Below are 23,394 nucleotides of genomic sequence, written 5' to 3' on the forward strand. Positions count from 1 at the left end.
ACGGCGGGGTCACAGGTACTAGTAAGGTAAGCCTAAGCTAACTACCCGCGCCGATTGCGTGCACCCCGACCCGTGGAGGACGACACCGTGAGAAGAAACCGAAAGGCGTCGCTCCGGCAGGCGCTGGCGACCGTGCTGACCGGCGCGCTCATCGCGACGGCGGCACTCGTCGGCGTGGCCGCGCCCGCGCAGGCTGCCGGAGCGGACGCCGCGGCGTCGGCGCTCTCGTGGGGATTCAAATCCAGCTGGCGCAGCTACGTCGCCAACTTCGGCGGGACCGCGACCGCCTCCGGCGGGGCGATGTCGAACGACAGCGGCTACACCTGGTCCCCTGCGGCCGCCAGCTTCGACCCGGGCGCTGCCGAGGGCTCGGTCCAGTTCGGCGGGAGCGTGCAGTTCGCCGTTCCCTCGCACGGCATCGACATCGCGGTCACCGACCCGCGGGTGGACTTCGCGGGAGGCGCGGGCAGCGTGTACTGGTCGGCCGGCAGCGGCGGCGCCGTAGTTCTCGGCGCGACGATCTCCTCCGTCTCGGTCAGCACGCCGACGACCGGAGCGGAATCCACGGTGACGCTCACCGGGTCCGGCGTAGCCTTCACCGCTGACGGGGCCGCGGCCTTCGGAGGCTCCTACGCCGCCGGCGACGCGATGGACGACCTGGGCTTCTCGCTCACTTACGACGCCCCCGTCGCCGCGCCGACCGGGACATCGACCTCGCTCTCCGTCGCACCCGCCGGCGCATCCGTCGCCGGCGCCGAGATCCTGTTGACCGCGACGGTGGCCCCGGCCGCCGCAGGGTCGGTCACGTTCTTCGACTCGGGCAGCCCGCTGGGGGCGCCGGTGGTGGTCACCGCCGGCACCGCGACGTTCGCCGTCCACCCGGCCACGGCGGCCGCTCACGGGTTCAGTGCGACGTTCGCCCCGACGGATGCCGCGGCCTTCACCGGTTCGGCGTCCGCAACCGTCCCGCACACCGTGACGGCTGAGCCGGCGCAGCCCGGGCAGCCGGTCCTCGACCCGTCGATCGCGGTGTTCCTCGCCGACGGTGTGACGCCGTACACCGGGCAGCCGGTGTACACGGACGACGCGCTCGTGGTCCGTGGGAGCGGATTCGACCCCACCGCGAACGTCGGCGGTCGCGGGGTCCCCATCCCGAACACCCTGCCACAGGGCACCTACGTCGTCCTGGGCTCCTTCCTGGATGCGTGGAAGCCCTCGGCATCGGCCGCCAGCGGCACGCGCAAGGTGGTCTCGCAGGTGTGGGCGCTCGCCGAATCCGTGCTCGACCAGGTGCCCGTTCAGTACCAGGGCGCGATCCGCGCGCAGTGGACCGAACTGTCGGAGGACGGCGCGTTCTCGGCGACGCTCACGGCGCAGGACTTCGCATCGGGCCTCGCCGACGGCAACTGGGGCGTGTACACGTACGGCGCCGGCGGTGTCTCGAACGCGACTCAGGAACGGTCGGTCGCAGTGGACTACGTGGGGGATCGTCCCGGCGCCGGTGCGGCGATCCGCCTGAACGCCGACTCGGTCCCGCAGGGCGGTGCCCTCACCGTCGATGGCGTGGGATTCCCCGCCGGTCAGACCGTGACGGTGACGATGAACTCGGAGCCGATCACGCTGGGCGCGGCTGCCGCGGACGACAGCGGGGCGTTCAGCGTCACGGGGTCGATCCCCGCGTCATTCGCACCGGGCGTGCACACCGTGGTCGCCACGGCGGGAGATCTCAGCGCGTCGGCTCCGGTGACCGTCACTGCGACGGCGATCGTGCCCGTCCCACCTGCGCCGGCGGCATCGGCCGAACCGGCGTGCGTCGCGCGCGCCGTCTCGGGCGCGAGCATCGAGTGGGGCGTGAAGCAGAGCTTCCGCGACTACATCGCGGGCGGCATCGCGAAGGGCTCGTTCTTGGGCGGCTGGGGCTCCGGCTCCGGTTCATACAACACGCAGGACGACCGCGGCCGCGTGAGCTTCGGCGGGTCCATGTCCTTCACCGGACACGGGGGAACGCTCGACATCACGATCTCCAACCCGCGCATCCAGGTTCACAGCGCGAATTCCGCGTCCCTGATCGTGGGGGTGCAGTCGACGGCGTACAACGGCTCTCCGGGGATCGAGTCGAGCAGTGTGGTGTTCGCGACCCTGTCGCTGCCCGCGGCCGCGGAGACCGGCTCGCGTATCGGCTGGAACAACGCGGCGGCCACCCTGACCGCGGCCGGAGCCGACGCCTTCGCGGGGTTTTACACCGCCGGCACGGCGCTGGATCCGGTGACCTTCTCCTTCCCGCTGGGAGCCGAGGTCCCGTGCGACGCGGCGACGTCCGCCGCGCTCGCCGCCACCGGCGGCGAGGCGCCCGTGGATGCGCTCTGGCTGGGTGTCGGAATGCTCGTCCTCGGCGCCGGCGTGTACGTCATGCGCCGCCGGACCGCGCGGGTCTGATCCGGGACAGGGGTGCCCCGCTCATCAGCGGGGGACCCCTGTGCCGGCGTTCGCGGCGCGTGCACCGACGCCGGACGGCCCGGTCGGGTGAGACAATGGACGTATGGCCGAACCGGCGCAGACTCCCGAACCGGATGCCACGGCATCCCCCCCGACGGACGCACAGCGAGACCCGCACGCGACGGTGGCACCCCGCGTGGAGACGGTGCGCGTACGGCGCGCGCCCAAGTATGCGGTGTTCCTGATCGCCGGGGCCGGCCTCGGCCTGCTGGTCGCGCTCATCCTCACCTTCGCCTCCGACGGCACCGCCGACACCAGCCCGAATACGGGCATGATCTACTCGCAGGGGCAGGTTTTCGGGTTCCTCGCGCTGATCTGCATCACCGCGGGCCTGGTCGTCGGCGCTGTGACCGCGCTGATCCTCGATCGCGTTCTCGCCCGCCGCACGCGCGAAGTGACCGTGGACCGCGAGACGATCCACGTCGAGGACTGACGCCGCTACGCGAGCTCGGCGATGATCGGGTGGATCGCCGCGTCGAACGCGACGACGTCGCCGCGCAGGCTGTCGGTCACCGCGATGGTGAGCGACCCGATCCACCACACGCCGCGCTGGGCCAACGGCAGCACCTGCACGTTGAGTTCGAACGAGTGCGCCCGGCGACCCACCTGGCGCTCGTGCTCGGCGATCGCGCTCGCATAGGCGCGGTACGAGACGCCCGGTTTGGCGGCGGCATCCTTGCGGTATCGCTCGTGGGCGGACTGCGAGAACGCCAGCGCTTCGGCGGCGTACGGGGTTATCGCCTCGCGCAGCACCTCTGACCCCTCAGCGGGCAGCGCGACCAGCGTCTCGAATCCGTCGACCAGCTCGAGCGGCACCGGCGAGGGATGCGCGGTCGGCTCGACCGTCATGGCCCAGAACTCGCGCCACTGGCGTTCCAGAAGCGCCTGCGCGTCCTCGGAGCGGTCGTTCACCCGCGCGGGGATGCCGCGCAGATGCGGCAGCTCATCGGGGGAGCGGATCCCCAGAACCTGCCGCAGATAGAGCGCAAGCAGGACCGGCTGGCCCGCGTCCTCGCGGATCAGCCACTCCGGAGCACCACCACCGCCCATGGCTCAAGTCTACGGCGGGTTGCCGACACCCGCCCGGTGAGCTCGCGGACGGGCGCGCGGCGGGAACGCGCGCAGCGGGGATCCGCCGGGCATCGGGGATCCGCTCAGCCGGGCCGCCGGTAGGCTGGGATCGTGGCCTCCCCCTCCCGCGATGCCTCTTCCGCGCACGGAAGCGCCTCAGCGAACCCCTATGCCGAAGCCGGCGTCGATACCGCTGCCGGCGACCTCGCGGTCGAGTTGATGAAGACCGCAGTCCGCCGCACGCACGGTCCCGAAGTCCTCGGGGGCGTCGGCGGCTTCGCCGGGCTCTTCGACGCGTCGGCTCTGCGCGACTACGCGCACCCCCTTCTGGCGACGAGCACCGACGGTGTCGGCACGAAGGTCGCGATCGCACAGGCGATCGACAAGCACGACACGATCGGGCTCGACCTGGTCGGCATGGTCGTCGACGACATCGTCGTGGTCGGGGCGAAGCCCCTCTTCATGACCGACTACATCGCGTGCGGCAAGGTCTTCCCCGAGCGCATCGCCGACATCGTCGCGGGCATCGCGCGGGGCTGCTCCGAGACCGGCACGGCCCTGGTCGGCGGCGAGACCGCCGAGCACCCCGGGCTGCTCGGGCTCCACGACTACGACGTGGCCGGCGCGGCGACCGGAGTCGTCGAGGCCGATCGCGTCCTGGGCGCCGATCGGGTCCGCCCCGGTGATGTCGTCCTCGCCCTGGCCTCCAGCGGCCTGCACTCCAACGGCTACTCGCTCGTCCGCCACATCGTGGCGCGGTCCGGCATCCAGTACGGCGATTCGGCCGCGGACTTCGGCACGACGTGGGGCGAAGCGCTGCTCGAGCCCACGCGCCTGTACACGGCGCCGCTCCTGCGAGCCATCCACGACCTCGGCGGCGGCATCCACGCGCTCAGCCATGTGACCGGAGGCGGCATCGCCGCCAACCTCGCGCGTGTTCTGCCACAGGGCACCTGGGTCGACCTCGACCGGTCGACCTGGTCGCCGCCGCCCGTGTTCCGAGTGCTCGCCGATCTCGGCGGACTCGCACTCGAGGCTACCGAGGGCACCTGGAATCTCGGCATCGGATTCGTGGCGATCGTGGCCGCCGAGGACGCGGATGCCGCGGCATCCGCTCTGGCGCACGACGGCATCGCGACCTGGCAGGTCGGGGTCGTCCAGGACGGTGCGCCGCCGGTCGACGCGCACGGGAGTTTCGAGCAGGGCGCCAAGGGCGTCGACGGCGGCGCCGTGCGACTGGTCGGGACATACAGCGGCAACAACTCACATGACGGCGGAGCGAGCTAGAACCTATGTGCGGCATCGTCGGAATGGTCGGGCAAGGCTCCGTCAACCAGGAGATCTACGACGCCCTGCTGCTGCTGCAGCACCGCGGGCAGGATTCGACCGGCATCGCCACGGCGGAGCCCAGCGGCACCTTCCACGTGCACAAGGAGCGCGGGATGGTGCGCGAGGCCTTCCGCACGCGCGACATGCGCACCCTGCTGGGCACGATCGGACTGGGGCATGTGCGCTATGCCACCAAGGGCACGGCATCCAGCGAAGAAGAGGCGCAGCCCTTCTACGTGAACGCCCCCTACGGCATCGTGCTCGTGCACAACGGCAACCTGACCAACACGCGCGAGCTCACCGACGAGCTCTTCCACAAGGATCGCCGGCACCTGAACACCTCGAGCGACACCGAACTGCTGGTCAACGTGCTCGCGAACGAGCTGCAGGCCTCCATCTCGGGCCTCGACCTGGATCCCGAACAGGTTTTCCAGGCGGTCTCGCGCGTGCACGAGCGCGTCGAGGGGTCGTACGCGGCCATCGCCCTGATCGCCGGATACGGGCTGCTCGCCTTCCGTGATCCGTTCGGCATCCGCCCCCTCATCATCGGCACCCGCAAGACGGATGCCGGCTCCTACGAGTGGATCGTGACCTCCGAGTCGCTGGTGCTGGAGAACGGCGGGTTCGACGTCGTGCGGGACGTGCTGCCCGGCGAGGCGGTCTTCATCGACCTCGACGGCCACCTGCACAGCCGGCAGTGCGTCGCGGACGCACGCCTGGTCCCGTGCTCGTTCGAGTACGTGTACCTGGCGAGGCCCGACTCGATCATGAACGGGATCTCCGTGTACGAAGCGCGGCTTCGGATGGGCGAGCGTCTCGCCGACACGATCGCCAAGTACACGCCGCGCGGAACCATCGACGTCGTCATGCCCATCCCGGACTCGGCTCGTCCGGCGGCGATGCAGGTGGCACGCAAGCTCGGCCTCGAGTACCGCGAGGGCTTCTACAAGAACCGCTACGTCGGTCGCACGTTCATCATGCCCGGCCAGGCGGTGCGCAAGAAGAGCGTGCGCCAGAAGCTGAACGCGATGTCCAGCGAGTTCAAGGGCAAGAACGTGCTGCTGATCGACGACTCCATCGTGCGCGGCACGACGAGCAAGGAGATCATCCAGATGGCCCGGGATGCCGGGGCCAAGAGTGTCACGTTCGCCTCGGCTGCGCCCCCGGTGCGCTATCCGCACGTGTACGGCATCAACATGCCCTCGCGCCACGAGCTCGTCGCGCACGGACGCACCATCCCGGAGATCGCCCGGGAGCTGGGCGCGGACTTCATGGTCTACCAGGAGGTCGAAGACCTCAAGGCGGCGATCCTCGAGGGTTCCGACGTGGACGATCTTGACATGAGCTGCTTCGACGGCCGGTACGTCACCGGCACGGTGTCCGAGGAGTACCTGGCCTGGATCGAAGGCTCGCAGGAAAGCTGATACCAGCCGGCGCGAGCAGCGGGAGGGTCATCCTGCGCAGCGCGCCTAAGCTTGAGCAGTGACACCGACTTCTGCCCGCCCGCTCTGGCAGGGTAGGACTCTCGTCCTCGTCGGCATCGTTCTCTTCGCGTTCTCGCTGCGCTCCGCCGTGGCCTCGCTCTCGCCCCTGATCGACCACATCACGGTCGACTTCGCGATGCCCGTGGCGATCATCGGGCTCATCGGCACGGCCCCGCCGGTCTGCTACGCCGTCTTCGGCATCTTGACGCCGCTGTTCGAGCGCCGGCTGGGACTCGAGCGACTGACCGTGCTGGCGATCGTGGTCGTGACCGTCGGAATGGTCCTGCGCGGTCTCGCCGCCGATCCTCTGGGGCTCCTGCTGGGGACGGTCCTGATCTTCGCCGCGGTCGGAGTGGGCAACATCCTGCTGCCGCCGCTGGTGCGCAAGTACTTCCCCGACCGCATCGGCCTGGTGACGACGATCTACACGACGACCATGGCGGTCGCGACGCTCACGCCTCCGTTGATCGCGGTGCCGGTGGCGGACGCGACGAGCTGGGGATTCTCGCTCGGAATGTGGGCGGTCTTCGCGGGCCTGGCACTGATCCCGTGGATCGGGATGCTGGTGCGCGAACGCGCCGGCGCTGCGGACGAAGACATCGAGCCGCCGAACCCGCGGGTGTTCGGCCGCATGTGGCGACTGCCGCTGGCGTGGGCGCTGGCGGTCGGCTTCCTCGCCGCCGGCACCATCGCGTACACCTCGTTCGCCTGGCTGCCGCAACTGCTGGTCGACACGGCGGGCGTCAGCCCCGCCGCCGCCGGCGCGCTGCTCGCGCTGTTCGCCGCCATGGGTCTGCCGGCCTCGCTGCTCGTGCCGTTACTGGTGACCCGCTATCACGCGACGCGGCTGCTGTTCGGCGTGGCCGTCGTCGCCGGGATGACCGCGATCGCCGGCCTGCTCCTTGCACCCCAGGCAGCGCCGTGGCTCTGGGTCGCACTGCTGGGCCTGGAGCCGCTGCTGTTCCCCCTGACGCTCGTTCTGCTCGGCTTGCGCGCGCGCACCCACGAGGGCTCGGTCGCGCTCAGCGGGTTCGTGCAGAGCATCGGGTACGCGATCGTGGCGGTGTTCCCGGTGGGCATCGGGCTGCTGCACGATGCGACCGACTCCTGGACGGCCCCTCTTCTCGTGCTCGCGTGCGTGGTCGCGGCAGCGATCCCGGCCGGTGTCGTCGTCGCGCGACGGGTCACGATCGAGGACGCGTGGGAACGCCGTCACGGAACGTGGTGACCGTGAGGGTCACCGTAGATGATCGCGGCCCGACGCTACGGGCGGCGGGAGCCCGGAGCGAGATCAGCGGGCGCGAGGACTACGCCTTCTCGCCCTCGTATTCGTCGGCATACTGGTCGGCCCACTTGTCGACGAACTGCTCGTCGTCGGGGTGACCCAGTTCCTTCTCCAGCGCCGAGTAGTTGACGGTCGGGCTGTAGGACTTGAGTTCGCGAGCGATCTTGGTGTGCTTCGCCTTCTGACGGCCACGCCCCATGCGAGACCCCCTCATTTCTGAGTAACGGGCCGTGCGGGGCATTCCGCCGCATCAACCCGGGCATTCACGAAACCGGCTCGAGGCCGGTAAGAGTAGCATTCAGGATACCACGGAGCCCTGCGCGCAGACCGCTCCGGCCACGCACGGAGAAGGCGGGACAGATGGCCGACGAAGCATCCGACAGCATGCAGGGCGCGGATGCCGGGGGCGAGCCGTTGCCCGTCCCGGAGGCGGAGGCGGAGGCTCTGCGCGGCGCGGTGCTCGTCGGAGTCGTGCCGGGCCTCCCGGCGCGTGTGCTCAAGGAGGCCGCGCGCTACGCGAAGCTGCTCAACGCGCCGCTCGTGGTCGTGCACGTGGACGTCACGCGCTTCATCACCTACGAGGATCCGGACGGCTACGTGCACTCGGCGCCGATCGACATCAACGTGGCGGCGGGCGAGAGCGACCTCGCCCTCGTCACGGCGGAGGCGGCCGCTGTTCTCGAGCGGGCCGAGATCCCGTGGAGCGTCCAGCAGCTCGTGGGCGACCCCGCGTTGGCGATGAAGCAGCTGGCCGATCAGGTCGAGGCGCGGTTGCTCGTGGTCGGCACGCGCAAGCGCGGCCTCGGCGAGTCGATCCGGGAGTTCTTCACCGGCTCGGTCGCCGCGCGGCTGGCGCATCGGCAGCACCGGCCGATCCTCGTCGTCCCGCTCGGGGAGCCCGTGCCGGACGACGAGGAGATCTGGCCCGGCTGAGGTCGGGCCACCCGCTCAGCGCCGCAGGGAACGCGTGATCTCGCGGGCGACACCGTCCAGCGACGCCATCAGATCGTCGATCACGGATGCCGCCAGCTCACCGCCGCGCGCGACGTGCGAGCGCAGGTCCGTGCGCACGCGCGCACGGAACTCGTTGATCGCGGCATCCGCTCGGTGCATCTGCTCGCGGCTGGCCGTGCGCGGCTCGTCGTTTCTGGGCGTCTGGCGCGTTGTGGAGCGCTCTTCGCGGGTGGCCGCGGCGAGGTCTGCGCGGAGGCTCTTCATCGCCTCCCGCACGTTGCTGCGGACCTCGTCGGCGATGAGGCGGACCGAGTCCGTCAACCCCGCTTCGATGCCTTCCAGGTCACCGGTCCGTGCGGCGACTTCTGCGCGTCCGGCATCCGTGATCTCGTAGACGGTCTTGCGACCGTCTACGCTCTTGGACACCAGGCCCTCCTCTTCGAGCTTGGCCAGGCGCGGATAGATCGTGCCGGCGCTCGGGGTGTACGTGCCGCCGGTCCGATCCGAGAGCGCCTGGATGATGTCGTAGCCGTGCCGCGGCCCCTCATCGAGCAGGCTCAGCAGGTACAGACGCAGGTCGCCATGCGAGAAGACGGGTGCCATCACCACTCCTTCTCGGCGTCGTCGGCGGCATCCACCGCTCTGTCCGAGGCATCCTCGGATGCCCGGCGCAGCACGGTGACATCGCCCGAGACCGAGTTCGCGCGGACGTCGACGAATGAGCCGCTGAGCTCGCCGACCGCACCGGCGAAGTTCGTCGTCGGGCCGGTGCCCTTGCCCGAGCGCACCACGCCGTCCACCTGCACGCGGCCGCTGACGCTGCGCACGACGAAGTTCGCGGGCCGTCCTTCGTCCAAGCGCACCGTGGAGTTGCCGCTGACGGTGTTGAGGCCGACCTGGTGGGCTTCGCCGCTCGTATCGACGAGCGTCGCGCCCGAGACGGTGTCGATCGTCGCCTTGCGGATCGCGCCCGTTGCGGCGACGTCGCCCGACACGCTGTTCGCGCTCAGTGCACCGACGAGCTCACGGATCTGGACGTCCCCGGAGACAGCGTTGACCGTGAGGTCGCCTGTCAGGCCGTCGACGATGATGTCGCCCGAGACCGTGTTGAGCCGGGTGTCGTGACGGATGCCGGAGACCAGCGCGCTCGCGCTGACCACACCGAGGTTCAGTGCCACCTCGCGGGGGACGGCGACGCTGATCTCGGCCTTCGGGCCGCCCGCACCGAAGTTGCGGAACACCTCGAGGAAGTTGTCCCATCGCAGCTGCGGGTGGTCGATCTCGACGACGTCTCCGACCACCTCTATGCGCAGGTCCTTGATGGTCACGCCGTGCACTTCGATGCGCGCGCCCGGCTCGTCGTGGCCGATGACGTCTACCTGGCCTCCGATGAGGCTGATCTTGAGCTTGCGCACGGTCTCGATGTCGATGACGCGCGTTTCGCCCGGGTGGATGATCCACTTCTCGAGGGTCATGTCTGCTCCTGAGTTCCATTCGGAAGGTAAGTCACGATATATCGCGATGACGCCATGGAACACGATATATCGCGTTGATGTCAAGAGGGTTCGGGAAACACCCAGAGTTCCCCGCTTGACTTTGACGCCACGTCAACCTTTAGCCTGATCGGCAGGGAGGGAAGAGCCGTGGAAATCAAAGAATGGTCGATCCAACAGATCGCGAAGGCCGCCGGCACCACCAGTCGCGCGCTGCGCCACTACGGGCAGATCGGGCTCCTCCCGCCGTCGAGCATCGGCGTGAACGGGTACCGGTACTACGACCAGGACGCACTGGTGCGGCTGCAGCGGATCCTCTTGCTGCGGGACCTCGGTCTCGGCCTCTCCCAGATCAGCGACGTGCTCGACAGGGAGGTGGCGCAGGAGGAGGCGCTGACCGGCCACCTCGCGTGGCTGAAGCAGGAGCAGGACCGGCTGACCCGACAGATCGCGTCGGTGCAGCTGACCATCGACGCAGTGAAGGGAGGTGAACGACTCATGGCAGAAGACATGTTCGACGGCTTCGACCACACGCAGTATCAGGACGAGGTCGAACAGCGCTGGGGCGAGAAGGCCTACGCCGACGGCGACCGCTGGTGGCGTGGCATGAGCGACGGCGAGAAGGCGGAGTGGACGCGACGTGCAGCGGACCTCGGCCGCGACTGGATCGCTGCGGCCGAACGCGGCATCGCGCCCGACAGTGCGGAGGCCGCGACGCTCGCGAGACGCCACGTCGAGTGGCTGACGGGTATTCCGGGCACGCCGGCCGCGGCGCCCGGCGGCGACGTCAAGGCCTACGTCATCGGGCTCGGCGAGATGTACGTCGCGGACGAGCGTTTCGGAGCGAACTATCGCACGAGCGAGGGTGGCACGGCCGGCGCGGAGTTCGTGCGCGACGCACTCCGCAGCTACGCGGAGGCGAACCTGTAGCGCGACGATCAGGGCGACGGATGCCGCGTTCCCGCCTCAGCCGGGACACGGCATCCACCGCTCGGAAGACGGCGAATGCCGCACTCCGACGAAACCGTCGGAATGCGGCATCCGCTCTCCTGGGGGAGCGAGGTCGGTCGTCATGACCGACCCACGACTCACGTGCGGCGGTTGCCGCTGATGACTCGGAAGAGGAACACGATCAGCGCGATGACTCCCACGATGATGGCGACCCAGAGGAGCCAGCTCAGCGCTGAGTTCAGGCCACCGAAGATCGCGAGGATGACCGCGATGACGATGATGATGATGAGGGCGAGGTTCATGGAGGCTTCTCCTTCTGTCGCCGGATAGCGAAGTGGCGCGACCCGGATGCCACAAGAGGCACGGCTAAGAGAATGCCACTCCGCGCGTGCACAGGGGAGGGGCTTGACGCGCGGTCGGAGGCGATGCTACGCGCACAGCGGACTCCCAGGAACGGGCGTTCAGCGGGGGAAGGGGGAGCCATGTTCCGGGCCTGTGATCTTGTCAACCCCTTCGGATGCGGCATCCGCCCGCCGTACCGTCGACACGATCGAGGAGAAGATCACGCTCCTGGGCGATCACCGACCGCTCCCGGCAACGACGACGCAGGACAAGAGGCGACGTGGCACGACTGATCCGGGTGCGCCCGGGAGAAGACCCCGGCTATCGACGGATCCGGGCCGGAAGCGGCTTCCGCTACGCCGACATGAGCGGATCGGCCGCGCCCCCCGCGGATCGGCAGCGCATCCACGATCTCGTGATCCCGCCGGCCTGGGAGGACGTGTGGATCGCCGTCGACCCGAACGCGCACATCCAGGCCGTCGGAGTCGATGACGCGGGGCGACGCCAATACCTGTATCACCCGCGATGGCGCGAACGCCGGGACCGCCGCAAGTTCTCCCGCGCGCTCGACCTGGCTGCGGCGCTGCCCCGCGCGCGGGGGCGGGTCACCAGCGCGCTGCGCCGCGACGACCTCGATCGCGAACGGGTGCTCGCGGCATCGTTCCGGCTGCTCGACGAGGCTGCCCCGCGGATCGGGTCGGCGCGCTATCTCGAGCAGCACGGCAGTCGCGGTCTGACCACCCTGCAGCGACGGGATGCTGCGGTCGCGGCATCCCTGATCACCCTGTCGTTTCCGGGCAAGAGCGGCAAGCGCGCGTACATCGAGATCGACGATGAGGAACTCGCGGCGGTGATTCTCGAGCTGAGCGGCGGACGCCCGCGTTCCCCGCTTCTGGCCTACCGCCGGGGCAACCGGCGGGTGCCGCTCACGCCCGCGGACGTCAACTCGCACGTGCGCTCGCTGACCGGGGGCGCGTTCACCGCCAAGGACTTCCGCACCCTGCGCGGCACCATCCTCGCCGCCGAGGCACTCGCCCGCATCGGTACCGTCGACACGGCGAAGGACCGCAAACGGGCCGAGGCGCTCGCGGTGCGGGCGACGTCCGAGGCGCTCGGCAATACGCCCGCCGTGGCACGGGGCAGCTACATCGACCCCGGCGTCTTCACCGCGTACGAGCGCGGCAGGCTGCTGGACCTGGGTGTGTCGCCGGAGTCCGCGATCCAGCGCCTGCTCATCGGCTGACTCCGCCGGCCGTTCAGCTCTGTTCACTTGCCCTGGATGTACGCCCAAGGGGCGCTCCGGCGTACGAACAGGGCAAGTGAACAGGCGGAGAGGCCGGATGCCGTGACCGACGCCCCGCGGGCGCGGGGGCAGCGCGGGCGCGGGGCAGCGGGGGCGCAGGGCAGCGCGGGCATAAGGTGGGGCCGTGCCGCGCCGACCCGTTCCCGATGTGCGCATGCTCGGCGCTGTCTTCCTCGGCGGTGTCATCGGCGTGGCGGCCCGCGAACTGCTGCTCCTGCCGTTCTCGGACCGGTCGTCCACGCTTGCGCTGACGTTCGGAACGATGGTCGTGAACGTCGTCGGGTCGTTCGCGCTCGGGCTGGTGGTCGGCTCTCTCGCGGACCGGCATCCCACCGCGCGCGTGTTCCTGGGAACCGGGGTGCTCGGCGGCTTCACGACGTACAGCGCGTTCGCGGTGCAGACGGCGACTCTCCTCAGCGCGGCGCCGGTCGCGGGGATCGCGCTGGCGGCCGCCTCGGTGATCCTCGGCCTCGCCGCGGCGGGGCTCGGGCTGCGGCTGACGCTGCGCCCCCGGGGCGAGACCGGCGGGCCGTCGGACGAACCGGAGGGCGCCAGATGAGCGTGTGGACCCTCCTCGGCGCCGCACTCGCCGGGGGCGTCGGAGCGGGCCTGCGCTATCTCGTCGATGTCCTCGTCGACGGCGGAAAGGCGCGGCGGTTCCCCCTCGGCATCCTCGTCGTGAATGTCACCGGCTCATTCGCGCTCGGGATCCTCACCGGTCTGGGCGTCGGTTTCGTCGGCTCAGAGGCGGCGTGGATCCTCGGGGTGGGGCTGCTCGGCGGTTACACGACCTTCAGCACGGTCTCGCTCGAGTCCGTGCTGAACCTGCGTCGCGGGTACGCGCGTCGAGGGTGGATGAACGCCGGCGCCAACCTCGTCCTGGGCGTCGTCGCCGCGGCCGTCGGACTCGCGCTCGCGGCTCGGTTCTGAGACCCGCCGGGGGTGCGCGCCCGCGCTCGCGAAGCCCGGATTCGCGGCACCCCGGGGTTTCTGTCATGCGATACTGAGGACTCGATACATTCGCGTATCGGTCGCGCGGGCAGTGCCCGGCATCCTGACCCGGCACTCCCCGGGCATCCGAACTGCACCCAGCGAAGGCCCCCGTGTCGAATCTCGCCGTACTGAGCCTCAAGAACCGTGCGCTCATCGCCCTCATCACGATCGTCGCCGCGGTGTTCGGAGGTCTCGCGCTCACGAGCCTGAAGCAGGAGCTGATCCCGTCGATCGAGTTCCCGCAGCTCGTGGTGGTCTCCACGTACCCGGGCGCGTCCCCCGAGGTCGTCAGCAACGACGTGTCCGTGCCGATCGAATCGGCGATCCAGGGCGTTCCGGGTCTGGAGTCGACCACCGCGACGAGCACGACAAACGCGTCGATCATCCAGGCATCCTTCACGTACGGCACCAACCTCGCCACGGCCGAGCAGAAGATCACGCAGGCGATCAACCGGATCAAGTCCCAGCTCCCCGAGGGGATCGAGCCGAACGTGATCTCGGCGAGCATCGACGACTTCCCCGTGATCCAGCTCGCGGTGACCGGATATGACGACGAGCAGACCATTCAGGCGCAGCTGGAGTCGGCGATCGTCCCCGAGCTCGAAGACATCGTCGGAGTGAATGCCGCTCAGATCGTCGGTGGCGTCGGTCAGCGCGTCACGATCACCCCCGATCAGGCCGCGCTGGAGGAGGCGGGATACTCGCAGCAGGCGATCCGGGACGCGCTGGACCAGAACGGCGTCCTGTTCCCCGGTGGCGAGATCACCGAAGACGGTCAGACCCTCACCGTGCAGACCGGCTCGAAGATCGCGTCGGTCGACGAGATCGCCGCGCTTCCCCTCGTGCCGACGGATGCCGCGCAGTTCGAATCGGGACCTCGAACGATCGCGGACGTGGCCACGGTCGAGCAGAACCAGGATCCGGTCACGACGATCTCGCGCGTCAACGGCGAGCCGGCGCTCACCATCGCCGTCACAAAACTGCCCTCGGCCAACACCGTCGACGTCTCGCGCGGAGTGCTGGCCGCACTGCCCGATCTGGAACAGAGCCTCGGCGGCGCGGAGTTCACGGTCGTCTTCGACCAGGCCCCCTACATCCAGCAGTCGATCGAGGCTCTCGCGCAGGAGGGCCTGCTGGGCCTCTTCTTCGCCGTGCTCGTCATCCTCGTCTTCCTGCTGTCGGTGCGGGCGACGCTGGTGACGGCGATCTCGATCCCGACGAGCGTGCTGATCACGTTCATCGGGATTCAGGCCTTCGGCTATTCGCTGAACATCCTCACGCTGGGTGCGCTGACCATCGCGATCGGCCGAGTGGTCGACGACTCGATCGTCGTGATCGAGAACATCAAGCGCCACTACGTCGGGGACGCCGACAAGCTGCAGTCGATCCTGCGCGCCGTGCGCGAGGTCGCCGCGGCGATCACCGCCTCGACGATCACGACCGTGGCCGTGTTCCTTCCGATCGCCTTCGTCGGCGATGTGACCGGCGAGCTGTTCCGGCCGTTCGCGCTCACGGTCACGATCGCGATGACCGCCTCCCTGTTCGTCGCGCTGACGATCGTGCCCGTGCTGGCGTACTGGTTCCTGCGCCCGGGCAAGCCGATCTTCGGAGCCGACGGCCGTCAGATCGACGCCGAGGACCCCGACGCTCCTCCGAGCCGTCTGCAGAAGGCCTACCTGCCGGTCCTGCGCTGGACGCTGAAGCACTCGTGGGTGACGCTGCTGCTGGCCGTGCTCGTCCTGGTGGGAACCGCGGCGGTCGCCCCGTTCCTGAAGACGAACTTCCTCGGCGACTCGGGCCAGAACACCTTCACGATGACCCAGGACATCGGCCAGGCGCCCAGCCTCGAGGCCGAGGACGCCGCATCGACTCAGGTCGAGGCGCTCCTGCTCGAGATCGACGGCATCGACACCGTCCAGGTGTCCATCGGCTCGAGCGGCTCCGCGTTGCGGGACGCCTTCACCGGCGGCGGCAGCGGCATCACCTACTCGGTCACGACCGATCCCGACGCCGACCAGGTCGCGCTGCGCGAGGAAGTGCAGTCCGCTGTCGCGGATCTCGAGGACGCCGGAACGATCACCGTCGCCGGGGGCGGCGGCGGATTCGGATCGAGCGACATCGAGATCGACGTCACCGCGCCCGACTCGTCGACGCTGCAGGAGGCGACGGACGCCGTGGTGGACGCTGTCACGGGTACCGAGGGCATCGGTCAGGTCTCCAGCAACCTGTCCGCCTCTCTGCCGTACATCGCCGTCGTGGTGGACAGCGACAAGGCCGCCTCGCTCGGCCTGTCGGAGGTCGCGGTGGGTGCCCTCGTGTCGAACACGATGCAGCCGCAGCGCATCGGCGCCGTCGAGATCGACGACACGACGCTCACGGTGTACCTGGCGGCCTCGCAGACTCCGCTGACGATCGATGAGCTCAGGCAGCTGACGGTCCCGAGCGCGAGTGGCCCGATCGCTCTCGCCGAGATCGCGACGGTCGAGGCGAGCGAAGGGCCGACCTCGATCACCACCGAGGGCGGTCAGCGCACGGCCACCGTCACCGTCACTCCCGCCACGGACGATCTGACGACGGCATCCGCATCGGTGAACACGGCCCTCGCCGACGCGGACCTGCCCGATTCGGCTGATGCCGCGCTCGGCGGCGTGATCTCGCAGCAGCAGGACGCGTTCACCCAGCTCGGTCTCGCGCTGCTCGCGGCCATCCTCATCGTCTATATCGTCATGGTCGCGACGTTCAAGTCGCTGCGCCAGCCGCTGCTGCTGCTGATCTCGGTGCCGTTCGCTGCCACCGGCGCCATCCTGCTGCAGCTCGCCACGGGCGTGCCGCTGGGCGTCGCGTCGTTGATCGGCGTGCTGATGCTCATCGGCATCGTGGTCACCAACGCGATCGTGCTCGTCGACCTCGTCAACCAGTACCGGACCAAGGGACTGTCGGCGCACGACGCAACCGTCGCCGGAGGGTCGCGACGACTCCGGCCGATCCTGATGACCGCGCTGGCCACCATCTTCGCGCTGACACCGATGGCGCTCGGGATCACCGGTCACGGTGGTTTCATCTCGCAGCCGCTCGCGATCGTGGTGATCGGCGGACTGGTCTCTTCCACGCTGCTCACGCTGCTCGTGCTGCCGACCCTCTACAACGTGGTCGAAGGCGCGAAGGAGCGGCGCGTCGCCCGGGGCCAGCGAGGGATGGATGCCGCTGAGGACACTCCCGCGGCGGCGCCGGTCGCCGTGGGAGCCGTGGGCGCGACGGAGTCAGGCCTGACGCGGCGCGAGATCAGGGCCCGGGACGCCGTGCGCGCCGCTTCCGCACCCGCCACGGTCGTCGCTGCCGCGCGTGAAGACGCCGACGTCCCGGTCATCGACGAGGGACCGGACATCGAGATGCCGCAGGACGGGCAGCCCGTGCTGGCGGCGCAGGCCGAGCCCGAGCCGGCGGGCGACGAGCCGGAGTCCGTGGTCGCCGAGCCCGAGCCGGAGGGCGACGAGCCGGAGTTCGTGGTTGCCGAGCCCGAGCCGGAGGGCGACGAGCCGATGGACGCCGAGCCCGAGACGATCCACGCCGACCCCTCGGCGCAGGACGGCCCCGCCCCCGCTGATCAGGGGCGCACGGACAGTGCGGACGCCGAGGCATCGTGGGACGAGGACGATTCAGCAGGCTCGCGCTGACACAGGCCGCGCGGGCGTCAGCGAGCTAGCGCCGATCGACCCGTGGTGCTGCGTTGCGGGCTCGGTGGTGCTCCGAATCCAGCTGACGCGACGTCGGTGCCCGGTTCGTGCCGTGCCGGGCGCGCGCGCCCGCACGAGGCCGGGTCACGGTGCGGGGCCGCACGGCCGTCATCGAAGGACCGCTCGCCGCGGCATGGATCCGGCGAGCGTGGGCGCGCGGTGCGACCACGACGGTGTGATGCGTGCTGGCCGTTCGCTGAACGGCAGGACGGCTGCGACGGGGCTCGTCCGCGTGGCGGCCGAGGCTGCGTGCGAAGAACAGCAGCCAGAAGAAGATGAGGCTGAAGCCGATCAGTTCGAAGGCCGCGAGGTTGATGAAACCCGGGACGTACACGCTGACGGCCACAACGAGCCCGATGCCCACTCGCCGGCTGGCGCGCGCGACTCCGCGGTGCATGCCACGCAAGAGCCAGCGGCTGGACAACAGGATCGCGGTGAACGAGAACACCGCGCCGGTCGACGCGCGGTCGTGCAGGAACTCATTGGTGTTCTGGGGGATGATGCCGACGAACGACAGATGGATGCCGATCAGCACGACGAGGATCGGGACTGCGGTCGCGGACCTCCGATTCGTCAGCACGGCCGTGCCCGCGTGGCGTTTCATCTCGATGCGCAGTCTCCACCCGAACGCCACGACCCCGGCGCCGGTCGCGATGAGGGTGGAGTTGAAGAGATAGCCCGACAGGACCGAGAAGGTGCCCAGTCGGCTGAAGTGCAACTGCCACCACAGCGGATCAGGGGTGGTGACGATCGAGATGAGGATGCCGCCGATCAGCACGGCGGCGGTGAGAAAACCGACCTGAGTTGCTGTCACGGGTCCGGTGAGTGCGCGCAGGCGCACACTCGGTCCAGCGAGCGTGATGTCGGCAAGCAGGGCCACGGTGATGGACAGGCCTTTCATGAGGCGGTGCGGTAGCGCTCCCGCCCTGCAGATACTCCAGGCCCCAGCCGCCTACCCCGGATTGACAGCACTGGTTGGACTGGTTTGCACCCCTCGCAGCACCCGGTCTTGCGTTGAATGTAGCGCGTTCGGATCAATCGCGGTGAATTCACCTGAATTTTAGCCGTACTATTCGCGTTGGCCAGATACTCCGAGAAAGCGGATGAATACCGCGATCCACCCGAAGATGAGCGCGAAGATGATGATCTCGAACGCGGTCAAGGAGAAATAGCCGACCACGAAGAGCACGACCGAGGCGAGCGTTGCGAACAGGAAAGCCCACCCCGACACGAAGTAGGTGCGCGGCATCCCTCGCAGCAGTCTGGGGCCGGCGATCAGCAGTGCGAGGAACATCAGGGCCATCCCCGACGCCGAAAGGTTGTGCAGCCAGAGGTTCACATCCACCGGGAAGATGCCGACGCCGGCCAGCATGACTCCCATGATCACGAACAGCGTGGAGACGATGCGCGGCGCAGCGGCATTGGTCAGAACGCGCTCCGCGGCCAGCTGGTGCAGATCGTTCGCGATGTAGACAGCGAAGGTCGTCACGAGCAGGCCGCCTGCGATCAGGGTGCCGTTGAAGACGACGCTGCAGAGGTCGTCGAAAGTGCCGAGCTGGCTGAAATGGACCTTCCACCACCCGGGATCGGGCGAGGTCACCATCGCCGTCAGCGTGCCGATCACGATGAAGGCCATCAGCAGCGATGACATGCGCTGTGTCGTCACGCGGGACACCGAGAGATACACGAGATAGGACGCGAGCCCCAGAGTCACGGCCATCAGCAGGATCGCCCAGAACGTGACGACGGGCAGGCCGATGAAGCCCAGACCCAGCAGCCGGAACCCCGCGTACGTGACGAGAAAGGCCAGCGCGGTGTGCACGATCACCACGGAGATGGTGTTCACCGTGAACTTCCACGCCGGCAGCGCACGCCGCCATTCCTGACCAGGTCGGTTGCGGGATCGCCAGTAGCCGGTTCCCGATGCGGCCGCAGCGACGAGGCCCGCGCCGATCGCGGCGAGCAGTCCGAACGCGCCGGTGGCGTTGGCGAGTGGCAGATCAGGCAGGACCAGGGAGACGACGAGCCCGTATGCCGCACCGAGCACGCCCGCGGCGCCGGCGGCATAGACGGCCTCCGACTCGGCGCGCAACGTGGGCGGTGCCGGAGCTGCCGCACCGGAGTGCGACGCGGTGGTGCTGGTGGTCATGGCGTCAGTGTAGAACCGGGATACGGCGCGTGCGTGGACCTCTCAGACTCGTTTTCACGGCATCCGCTAGGATGAAGGGTCGGCTCTGGACACCGCACGTGTTGTGCGGATGGGTTTGTGAGTCCAAGGGGCCGATGGTGGGAGCGAATCCGCTCCGGCGACCATCACGTTGAATGGCCCCCGGCCGACGATAGTCCGGGCAACTCCGTGCCGCATGTGCGGCCTCGCGGCAGTGCTACCTGCGCAGTGTCAACTGTGCGGATGCAATCTGCCCGCGATCTGTGGAGTGCTGTTCTCACATTTGAGACAACCCAGAAGGACATCCCCCATGCCCAAGAGCAAAAAGCCCGCCGGCGGTCGACCGGCCAAGAACTTCGAGCCGCGTTACGGCGAGAAGAAGACCTCGTTCCACGACCGGGCCCGCGGGGGTTCCGCCCAGAAGCCCGGCAGCAAGAGCGCGGCGCACCGCGGATACCGCGCTGCGGAAGACGGCGCACCGACGAGCGCTCCGAGGACCGGTGGCCCCAGGACGGGTGCCTCCAAGACCGGTGCTCCGAAGACCCGGTGGACGGCGTCGCAGCGCGCCGGCCGCGACGAGGCCCGCAGCACCCGCGCGCCGTCGTACAACGACCGCGCAGCGCGGTCGTTCGACGAGCGTCCGGCGCGGTCGAACGATGAGCGTCCCGCGCGTCGTGAGTACAACAGCGAGCGTCCGGCGCGTTCGTTCGGCAGTGACCGTCCGCAGCGTTCGAATGACGAGCGTCCCGCGCGTCGTGAGTACGGCAACGATCGTCCGCAGCGTTCGAACGATGAGCGTCCGGCCCGTCGTGAGTACAACAGCGAGCGTCCGGCGCGTTCGTTCGGCAGTGACCGTCCGCAGCGTTCGAACGATGAGCGTCCCGCCCGTCGTGAGTACAACAGTGAGCGTCCGGCGCGTTCGTTCGGCAGTGACCGTCCGCAGCGTTCGAACGATGAGCGTCCCGCGCGTCGTGAGTACGGCAACGATCGTCCGCAGCGTTCGAACGATGAGCGTCCCGCGCGTCGTGAGTACAACAGCGAGCGTCCCGCCCGTCGTGAGTACGGCAACGATCGTCCGCAGCGTTCGAACGATGAGCGTCCCGCGCGTCGTGAGTACAACAGCGAGCGTCCGGCGCGTTCGTTCGGCAGTGACCGTCCGCAGCGTTCGAACGATGAGCGTCCCGCCCGTCGTGACTACAACACGGAGCGTCCGGCGCGTTCGTTCGGCACCGATCGTCTGCAGCGTTCGCAGGGCGACCGTCCTGCTCGGCCCTACAGCAACGACCGTCCGCAGCGTTCGAACGATGAGCGTCCGGCCCGTCGTGAGTACAACAATGACCGTCCGGCGCGTTCGTTCGGCACCGATCGTCCGCAGCGTTCCACGGACGACCGTCCCAAGCGCGAGTACAACGCCGATCGCCCCCGTCGTGATGACCGCGATCGCCGCCCCGCGGCATCCGGCAATCGTGGCGACTGGAATGCGCCCACGCGCACTGCCGCGCACCAGCAGCACGTCGACGTCGTGCACGACCGCCTGCAGGCCGAGGCCGTCCAGGCGACCGTCGTCGATGGTGTGACCTTCGGCTCGCTCGGACTCGGTGAGAATATCGTCCGCACCCTCGCCGACCTCGGTGCCGCGACCCCGTTCGCCATCCAGGCCGCGACGATCCCCGAGATCCTCGCGGGCCGCGACGTCCTCGCTCGCGGTCGCACCGGCTCGGGCAAGACCATCGCGTTCGGCGCACCGCTCGTCGAGAACGTGCTCAAGAGCGGCGCCGGCAAGAAGCGCGAGTTCGGTCGCAAGCCGAAGGCGATCATCCTCGCCCCGACGCGCGAGCTCGCGCTGCAGCTCGACCGCACGATCCAGCCGATCGCCCGCAGCGTCGGGCTGTTCACCACGCAGATCTACGGTGGCGTGCCCCAGGCGCGCCAGGTCGGTGCGCTCAAGAAGGGCGTCGACATCATCATCGGCACGCCCGGTCGCATCGAAGACCTCATCAACCAGCGCAAGCTGGATCTCAGCGACGTGATGGTCGCCGTGATCGACGAGGCCGACCACATGTGCGAGCTCGGGTTCCTCGAGCCGGTGCAGCGCATCCTGCGCGAAACCGCCGATGGTTCACAGAAGCTGCTGTTCTCGGCGACGCTCGACCGTGAGGTGTCGTCGCTGGTCGACGAATTCCTCGTCGAGCCGTCGGTGCACGAGGTCGCCGGTGAAGACCAGGCCTCGAGCACGATCGAGCACCGCGTCCTTGTCATCGAGCACCGCGACAAGGCCGAGATCCTCGACCAGCTCGTGGACCGCGAAGGCAAGACCCTCGTCTTCGCCCGGACCCGTGCGTACGCCGAGATGCTCGCCGAGCAGTTCGCGAACATCGGGATCCCGGCCGTTTCGCTGCACGGAGACCTCAATCAGGCCCGCCGCACGCGCAACCTCGAGCGCCTCACGTCGGGCCGGGTGAATGTGCTCGTCGCGACGGACGTCGCAGCCCGCGGCATCCACGTGGACGACATCGATCTGGTGATCCAGGCCGATGCGCCCGACGAGTACAAGACCTACCTGCACCGTTCCGGCCGCACCGGCCGCGCGGGCAAGACCGGTCGTGTCGTGACGCTCATCACGCGGCAGCGTCAGCGCCGCATGAACGAGATGCTCGAACGAGCCGAGATCGCGGCGCCCTTCGAGAACGTCCGCCCCGGCGACGACACGATCGAGGAGCTGGCCGGTCGCATGCCGACCGCTGCCGAGATCACCGCGTAGCCCACGACGTCGAACGCCGGGTCGCTCTCTTCGGAGGGCAGCCCGGCGTTTCGCGTTTGCGCATCGCCGGGTCAGGAGTTGTCGCCGGGTCAGGACGATCCGCGGGGAATCGTCCTGACCCGGCGATTTCTCCTGAACTCACCGCATCGACGGCTCAGAAGCCCGCGGCGTCGGGGGGAGTGAACTGGCTCAGGACCAGACGCGCGCCCTGCGGGTCGATGATCACGGCATCCCGCGTCCATTCACCGTCCGCCCGCGACTGCACCGTCGCCCCGAGCCGCTCCGCGTCGGCCGCGCTCTTGTCGCGGTCCGCGACACTGAAGCGGATCTCCCACGCGGCCCCGGGGGCGCGCGGGTCCACGGTCAACCCCGCGATCACATCGGCGAAGCCCGGCGGGGCGAGGGCCTGGCGCTCGTGGATGCCGGGATCGACCGTCGACGCGAGGTGATCGCCGTACCCGGGCAGTCGGATCATCCCGGATCCGAGGCCAGGATCCACCTGCCACCCGAAGACTTCGCCGTAGAACGCGAGGGCGGCCGCGGCATCCGGTGTGTGAAGGTCGCTGAAATTCCAGGCCCCCGGAACGTTGACGATCTGCGAGCCGGGGTGCGCCCCGGCCTGCCAGAGTCCGAACACGGCGCCCTGCGGGTCGGTGCACAGCGCGCCGCGTCCGTAGGGGCCGGCGTCGGCAGGCGGGACGCCGACGAGACCGTGTGCGCGTTCGATGCGCAGACACGCGTCCTCGATGTCATCGCAGGCGATGTAGCTGATCCAGGCGGCGCCCGGCTGGCCTGGCGCGACCGGCTCGAGCGCGCCGACGTCGCGGCCGTCGAGCTGGGCGAACAGGTAGGGCTGATCCTCGCCCGGCTGGCCCGCCTCGATGAACTCCCACCCGAACAGCACGCCGTAGAACTCCGCGCCGGCGCGCACGTCGGACTGCTTCGCATCCACCCAGCACGGCACGCCCTCCGGATACGTGCGCGGCCCCTCGTACTCGTCCGCCATGACCCTCTCCTTCACTCAGCGGCGA

The 23,394-nt window shown here is 69.2% G+C and carries 20 protein-coding genes; 12 read left to right on the forward strand and 8 right to left on the reverse strand.

Translation table 11 applies throughout. From position 1 onward, the window contains the following. Positions 1 to 87: 87 nt before the first annotated feature. Both ABD655_RS02290 and ABD655_RS02295 read left to right on the forward strand, forming a co-directional pair. Positions 88 to 2,436, forward strand: a complete 2,349-nt coding sequence (locus ABD655_RS02290) for an HtaA domain-containing protein (RefSeq protein WP_344711371.1) — start codon at positions 88 to 90, stop codon at positions 2,434 to 2,436. A 103-nt stretch (positions 2,437 to 2,539) separates the two neighbouring features. Beyond that, positions 2,540 to 2,929 (forward strand): potassium transporter Trk, encoded by a 390-nt coding sequence (locus ABD655_RS02295; RefSeq protein ID WP_344711374.1) that lies wholly within the window; start codon positions 2,540 to 2,542, stop codon positions 2,927 to 2,929. Between the two features lie 5 nt (positions 2,930 to 2,934). Here ABD655_RS02295 and ABD655_RS02300 read toward each other — a convergent pair whose 3' ends face one another. After that, positions 2,935 to 3,546, reverse strand: coding sequence for a zinc-binding alcohol dehydrogenase (locus ABD655_RS02300; RefSeq protein WP_344711377.1), 612 nt, complete (start codon positions 3,544 to 3,546; stop codon positions 2,935 to 2,937). A 132-nt stretch (positions 3,547 to 3,678) separates the two neighbouring features. On the opposite strand from ABD655_RS02300, the gene purM reads away from it, so the two are divergent. The 3 genes from purM to ABD655_RS02315 are packed head-to-tail and all read left to right on the forward strand — an operon-like array spanning position 3,679 to position 7,608. Beyond that, complete coding sequence (purM, locus tag ABD655_RS02305; RefSeq protein WP_344711380.1) at positions 3,679 to 4,854, forward strand: phosphoribosylformylglycinamidine cyclo-ligase; 1,176 nt, start codon at positions 3,679 to 3,681, stop codon at positions 4,852 to 4,854. 5 nt (positions 4,855 to 4,859) lie between these two features. Then, a complete protein-coding gene (gene purF / locus ABD655_RS02310) occupies positions 4,860 to 6,320 on the forward strand; it encodes an amidophosphoribosyltransferase (protein ID WP_344711383.1) in 1,461 nt (486 codons plus the stop codon). Between the two features lie 58 nt (positions 6,321 to 6,378). Continuing rightward, the gene (locus ABD655_RS02315) at positions 6,379 to 7,608 is read left to right on the forward strand and encodes an MFS transporter (RefSeq protein ID WP_344711386.1); all 1,230 of its coding nucleotides are present in this window, start codon (positions 6,379 to 6,381) and stop codon (positions 7,606 to 7,608) included. Between the two features lie 79 nt (positions 7,609 to 7,687). On the opposite strand, the gene ABD655_RS02320 is transcribed toward ABD655_RS02315, so the two are convergent. Beyond that, on the reverse strand, positions 7,688 to 7,864 hold the full coding sequence (locus ABD655_RS02320) for a DUF3073 domain-containing protein (protein WP_344711389.1): 177 nt from the start codon (positions 7,862 to 7,864) through the stop codon (positions 7,688 to 7,690). 161 nt (positions 7,865 to 8,025) lie between these two features. Here ABD655_RS02320 and ABD655_RS02325 point away from each other — a divergent pair, with 161 nt between their 5' ends. Continuing rightward, positions 8,026 to 8,598, forward strand: a complete 573-nt coding sequence (locus ABD655_RS02325; protein WP_378720864.1) for a universal stress protein — start codon at positions 8,026 to 8,028, stop codon at positions 8,596 to 8,598. Between the two features lie 15 nt (positions 8,599 to 8,613). On the opposite strand, the gene ABD655_RS02330 is transcribed toward ABD655_RS02325, so the two are convergent. Further along, a complete protein-coding gene (locus ABD655_RS02330) occupies positions 8,614 to 9,222 on the reverse strand; it encodes a PadR family transcriptional regulator (RefSeq protein WP_344711392.1) in 609 nt (202 codons plus the stop codon). Continuing rightward, on the reverse strand, positions 9,222 to 10,094 hold the full coding sequence (locus ABD655_RS02335; RefSeq protein WP_344711394.1) for a DUF4097 family beta strand repeat-containing protein: 873 nt from the start codon (positions 10,092 to 10,094) through the stop codon (positions 9,222 to 9,224). Before ABD655_RS02335 ends, ABD655_RS02330 begins: the two co-directional genes overlap by 1 nt. Before the next feature lie 168 nt (positions 10,095 to 10,262). Here ABD655_RS02335 and ABD655_RS02340 point away from each other — a divergent pair, with 168 nt between their 5' ends. Further along, positions 10,263 to 11,042, forward strand: coding sequence for a MerR family transcriptional regulator (locus tag ABD655_RS02340; RefSeq protein ID WP_344711397.1), 780 nt, complete (start codon positions 10,263 to 10,265; stop codon positions 11,040 to 11,042). 158 nt (positions 11,043 to 11,200) lie between these two features. Here ABD655_RS02340 and ABD655_RS02345 read toward each other — a convergent pair whose 3' ends face one another. After that, on the reverse strand, positions 11,201 to 11,365 hold the full coding sequence (locus tag ABD655_RS02345) for a hypothetical protein (RefSeq protein WP_344711400.1): 165 nt from the start codon (positions 11,363 to 11,365) through the stop codon (positions 11,201 to 11,203). A gap of 320 nt (positions 11,366 to 11,685) precedes the next feature. On the opposite strand from ABD655_RS02345, the gene ABD655_RS02350 reads away from it, so the two are divergent. The 4 genes from ABD655_RS02350 (at position 11,686) to ABD655_RS02365 (ending at position 17,375) form a co-directional block, all read left to right on the forward strand. Further along, positions 11,686 to 12,648, forward strand: coding sequence for a DNA topoisomerase IB (locus ABD655_RS02350; protein WP_344711402.1), 963 nt, complete (start codon positions 11,686 to 11,688; stop codon positions 12,646 to 12,648). 184 nt (positions 12,649 to 12,832) lie between these two features. Further along, complete coding sequence (locus ABD655_RS02355; protein WP_344711404.1) at positions 12,833 to 13,267, forward strand: fluoride efflux transporter FluC; 435 nt, start codon at positions 12,833 to 12,835, stop codon at positions 13,265 to 13,267. Continuing rightward, entirely contained in the window at positions 13,264 to 13,638 is a 375-nt protein-coding gene (locus ABD655_RS02360) for a fluoride efflux transporter FluC (protein WP_344711406.1), read from the forward strand. Before ABD655_RS02355 ends, ABD655_RS02360 begins: the two co-directional genes overlap by 4 nt. Positions 13,639 to 13,811: 173 nt before the next feature. After that, positions 13,812 to 17,375 (forward strand): efflux RND transporter permease subunit, encoded by a 3,564-nt coding sequence (locus ABD655_RS02365; RefSeq protein WP_344711408.1) that lies wholly within the window; start codon positions 13,812 to 13,814, stop codon positions 17,373 to 17,375. A 25-nt stretch (positions 17,376 to 17,400) separates the two neighbouring features. On the opposite strand, the gene ABD655_RS02370 is transcribed toward ABD655_RS02365, so the two are convergent. Beyond that, the gene (locus ABD655_RS02370; protein WP_344711410.1) at positions 17,401 to 18,336 is read right to left on the reverse strand and encodes a DUF998 domain-containing protein; all 936 of its coding nucleotides are present in this window, start codon (positions 18,334 to 18,336) and stop codon (positions 17,401 to 17,403) included. Positions 18,337 to 18,504: 168 nt separating this feature from the next. Next, the gene (locus ABD655_RS02375; RefSeq protein WP_344711412.1) at positions 18,505 to 19,584 is read right to left on the reverse strand and encodes a DUF998 domain-containing protein; all 1,080 of its coding nucleotides are present in this window, start codon (positions 19,582 to 19,584) and stop codon (positions 18,505 to 18,507) included. Positions 19,585 to 19,912: 328 nt separating this feature from the next. On the opposite strand from ABD655_RS02375, the gene ABD655_RS02380 reads away from it, so the two are divergent. After that, complete coding sequence (locus tag ABD655_RS02380; RefSeq protein ID WP_344711414.1) at positions 19,913 to 22,363, forward strand: DEAD/DEAH box helicase; 2,451 nt, start codon at positions 19,913 to 19,915, stop codon at positions 22,361 to 22,363. A 154-nt stretch (positions 22,364 to 22,517) separates the two neighbouring features. On the opposite strand, the gene ABD655_RS02385 is transcribed toward ABD655_RS02380, so the two are convergent. Continuing rightward, positions 22,518 to 23,369, reverse strand: a complete 852-nt coding sequence (locus tag ABD655_RS02385) for a VOC family protein (RefSeq protein WP_344711416.1) — start codon at positions 23,367 to 23,369, stop codon at positions 22,518 to 22,520. Between the last annotated feature and the right edge of the window lie 25 nt (positions 23,370 to 23,394).

It is taken from the genome of Microbacterium terregens, from assembly GCF_039534975.1.
In the GTDB taxonomy this organism is placed as follows: domain Bacteria; phylum Actinomycetota; class Actinomycetes; order Actinomycetales; family Microbacteriaceae; genus Microbacterium; species Microbacterium terregens.

What these genes read in the sequence shown, in the direction of transcription:
- ABD655_RS02295 (WP_344711374.1), top strand. Translation starts at nt 2,540, where the DNA reads ATGGCCGAACCGGCGCAGACTCCCGAACCGGATGCCACGGCATCCCCC.
- ABD655_RS02300 (WP_344711377.1), bottom strand. Translation starts at nt 3,546, where the DNA reads ATGGGCGGTGGTGGTGCTCCGGAGTGGCTGATCCGCGAGGACGCGGGC.
- purF (WP_344711383.1), top strand. Translation starts at nt 4,860, where the DNA reads ATGTGCGGCATCGTCGGAATGGTCGGGCAAGGCTCCGTCAACCAGGAG.
- ABD655_RS02320 (WP_344711389.1), bottom strand. Translation starts at nt 7,864, where the DNA reads ATGGGGCGTGGCCGTCAGAAGGCGAAGCACACCAAGATCGCTCGCGAA.
- ABD655_RS02325 (WP_378720864.1), top strand. Translation starts at nt 8,026, where the DNA reads ATGGCCGACGAAGCATCCGACAGCATGCAGGGCGCGGATGCCGGGGGC.
- ABD655_RS02330 (WP_344711392.1), bottom strand. Translation starts at nt 9,222, where the DNA reads ATGGCACCCGTCTTCTCGCATGGCGACCTGCGTCTGTACCTGCTGAGC.
- ABD655_RS02335 (WP_344711394.1), bottom strand. Translation starts at nt 10,094, where the DNA reads ATGACCCTCGAGAAGTGGATCATCCACCCGGGCGAAACGCGCGTCATC.
- ABD655_RS02345 (WP_344711400.1), bottom strand. Translation starts at nt 11,365, where the DNA reads ATGAACCTCGCCCTCATCATCATCATCGTCATCGCGGTCATCCTCGCG.
- ABD655_RS02360 (WP_344711406.1), top strand. Translation starts at nt 13,264, where the DNA reads ATGAGCGTGTGGACCCTCCTCGGCGCCGCACTCGCCGGGGGCGTCGGA.
- ABD655_RS02370 (WP_344711410.1), bottom strand. Translation starts at nt 18,336, where the DNA reads ATGAAAGGCCTGTCCATCACCGTGGCCCTGCTTGCCGACATCACGCTC.
- ABD655_RS02375 (WP_344711412.1), bottom strand. Translation starts at nt 19,584, where the DNA reads ATGACCACCAGCACCACCGCGTCGCACTCCGGTGCGGCAGCTCCGGCA.
- ABD655_RS02380 (WP_344711414.1), top strand. Translation starts at nt 19,913, where the DNA reads ATGCCCAAGAGCAAAAAGCCCGCCGGCGGTCGACCGGCCAAGAACTTC.
- ABD655_RS02385 (WP_344711416.1), bottom strand. Translation starts at nt 23,369, where the DNA reads ATGGCGGACGAGTACGAGGGGCCGCGCACGTATCCGGAGGGCGTGCCG.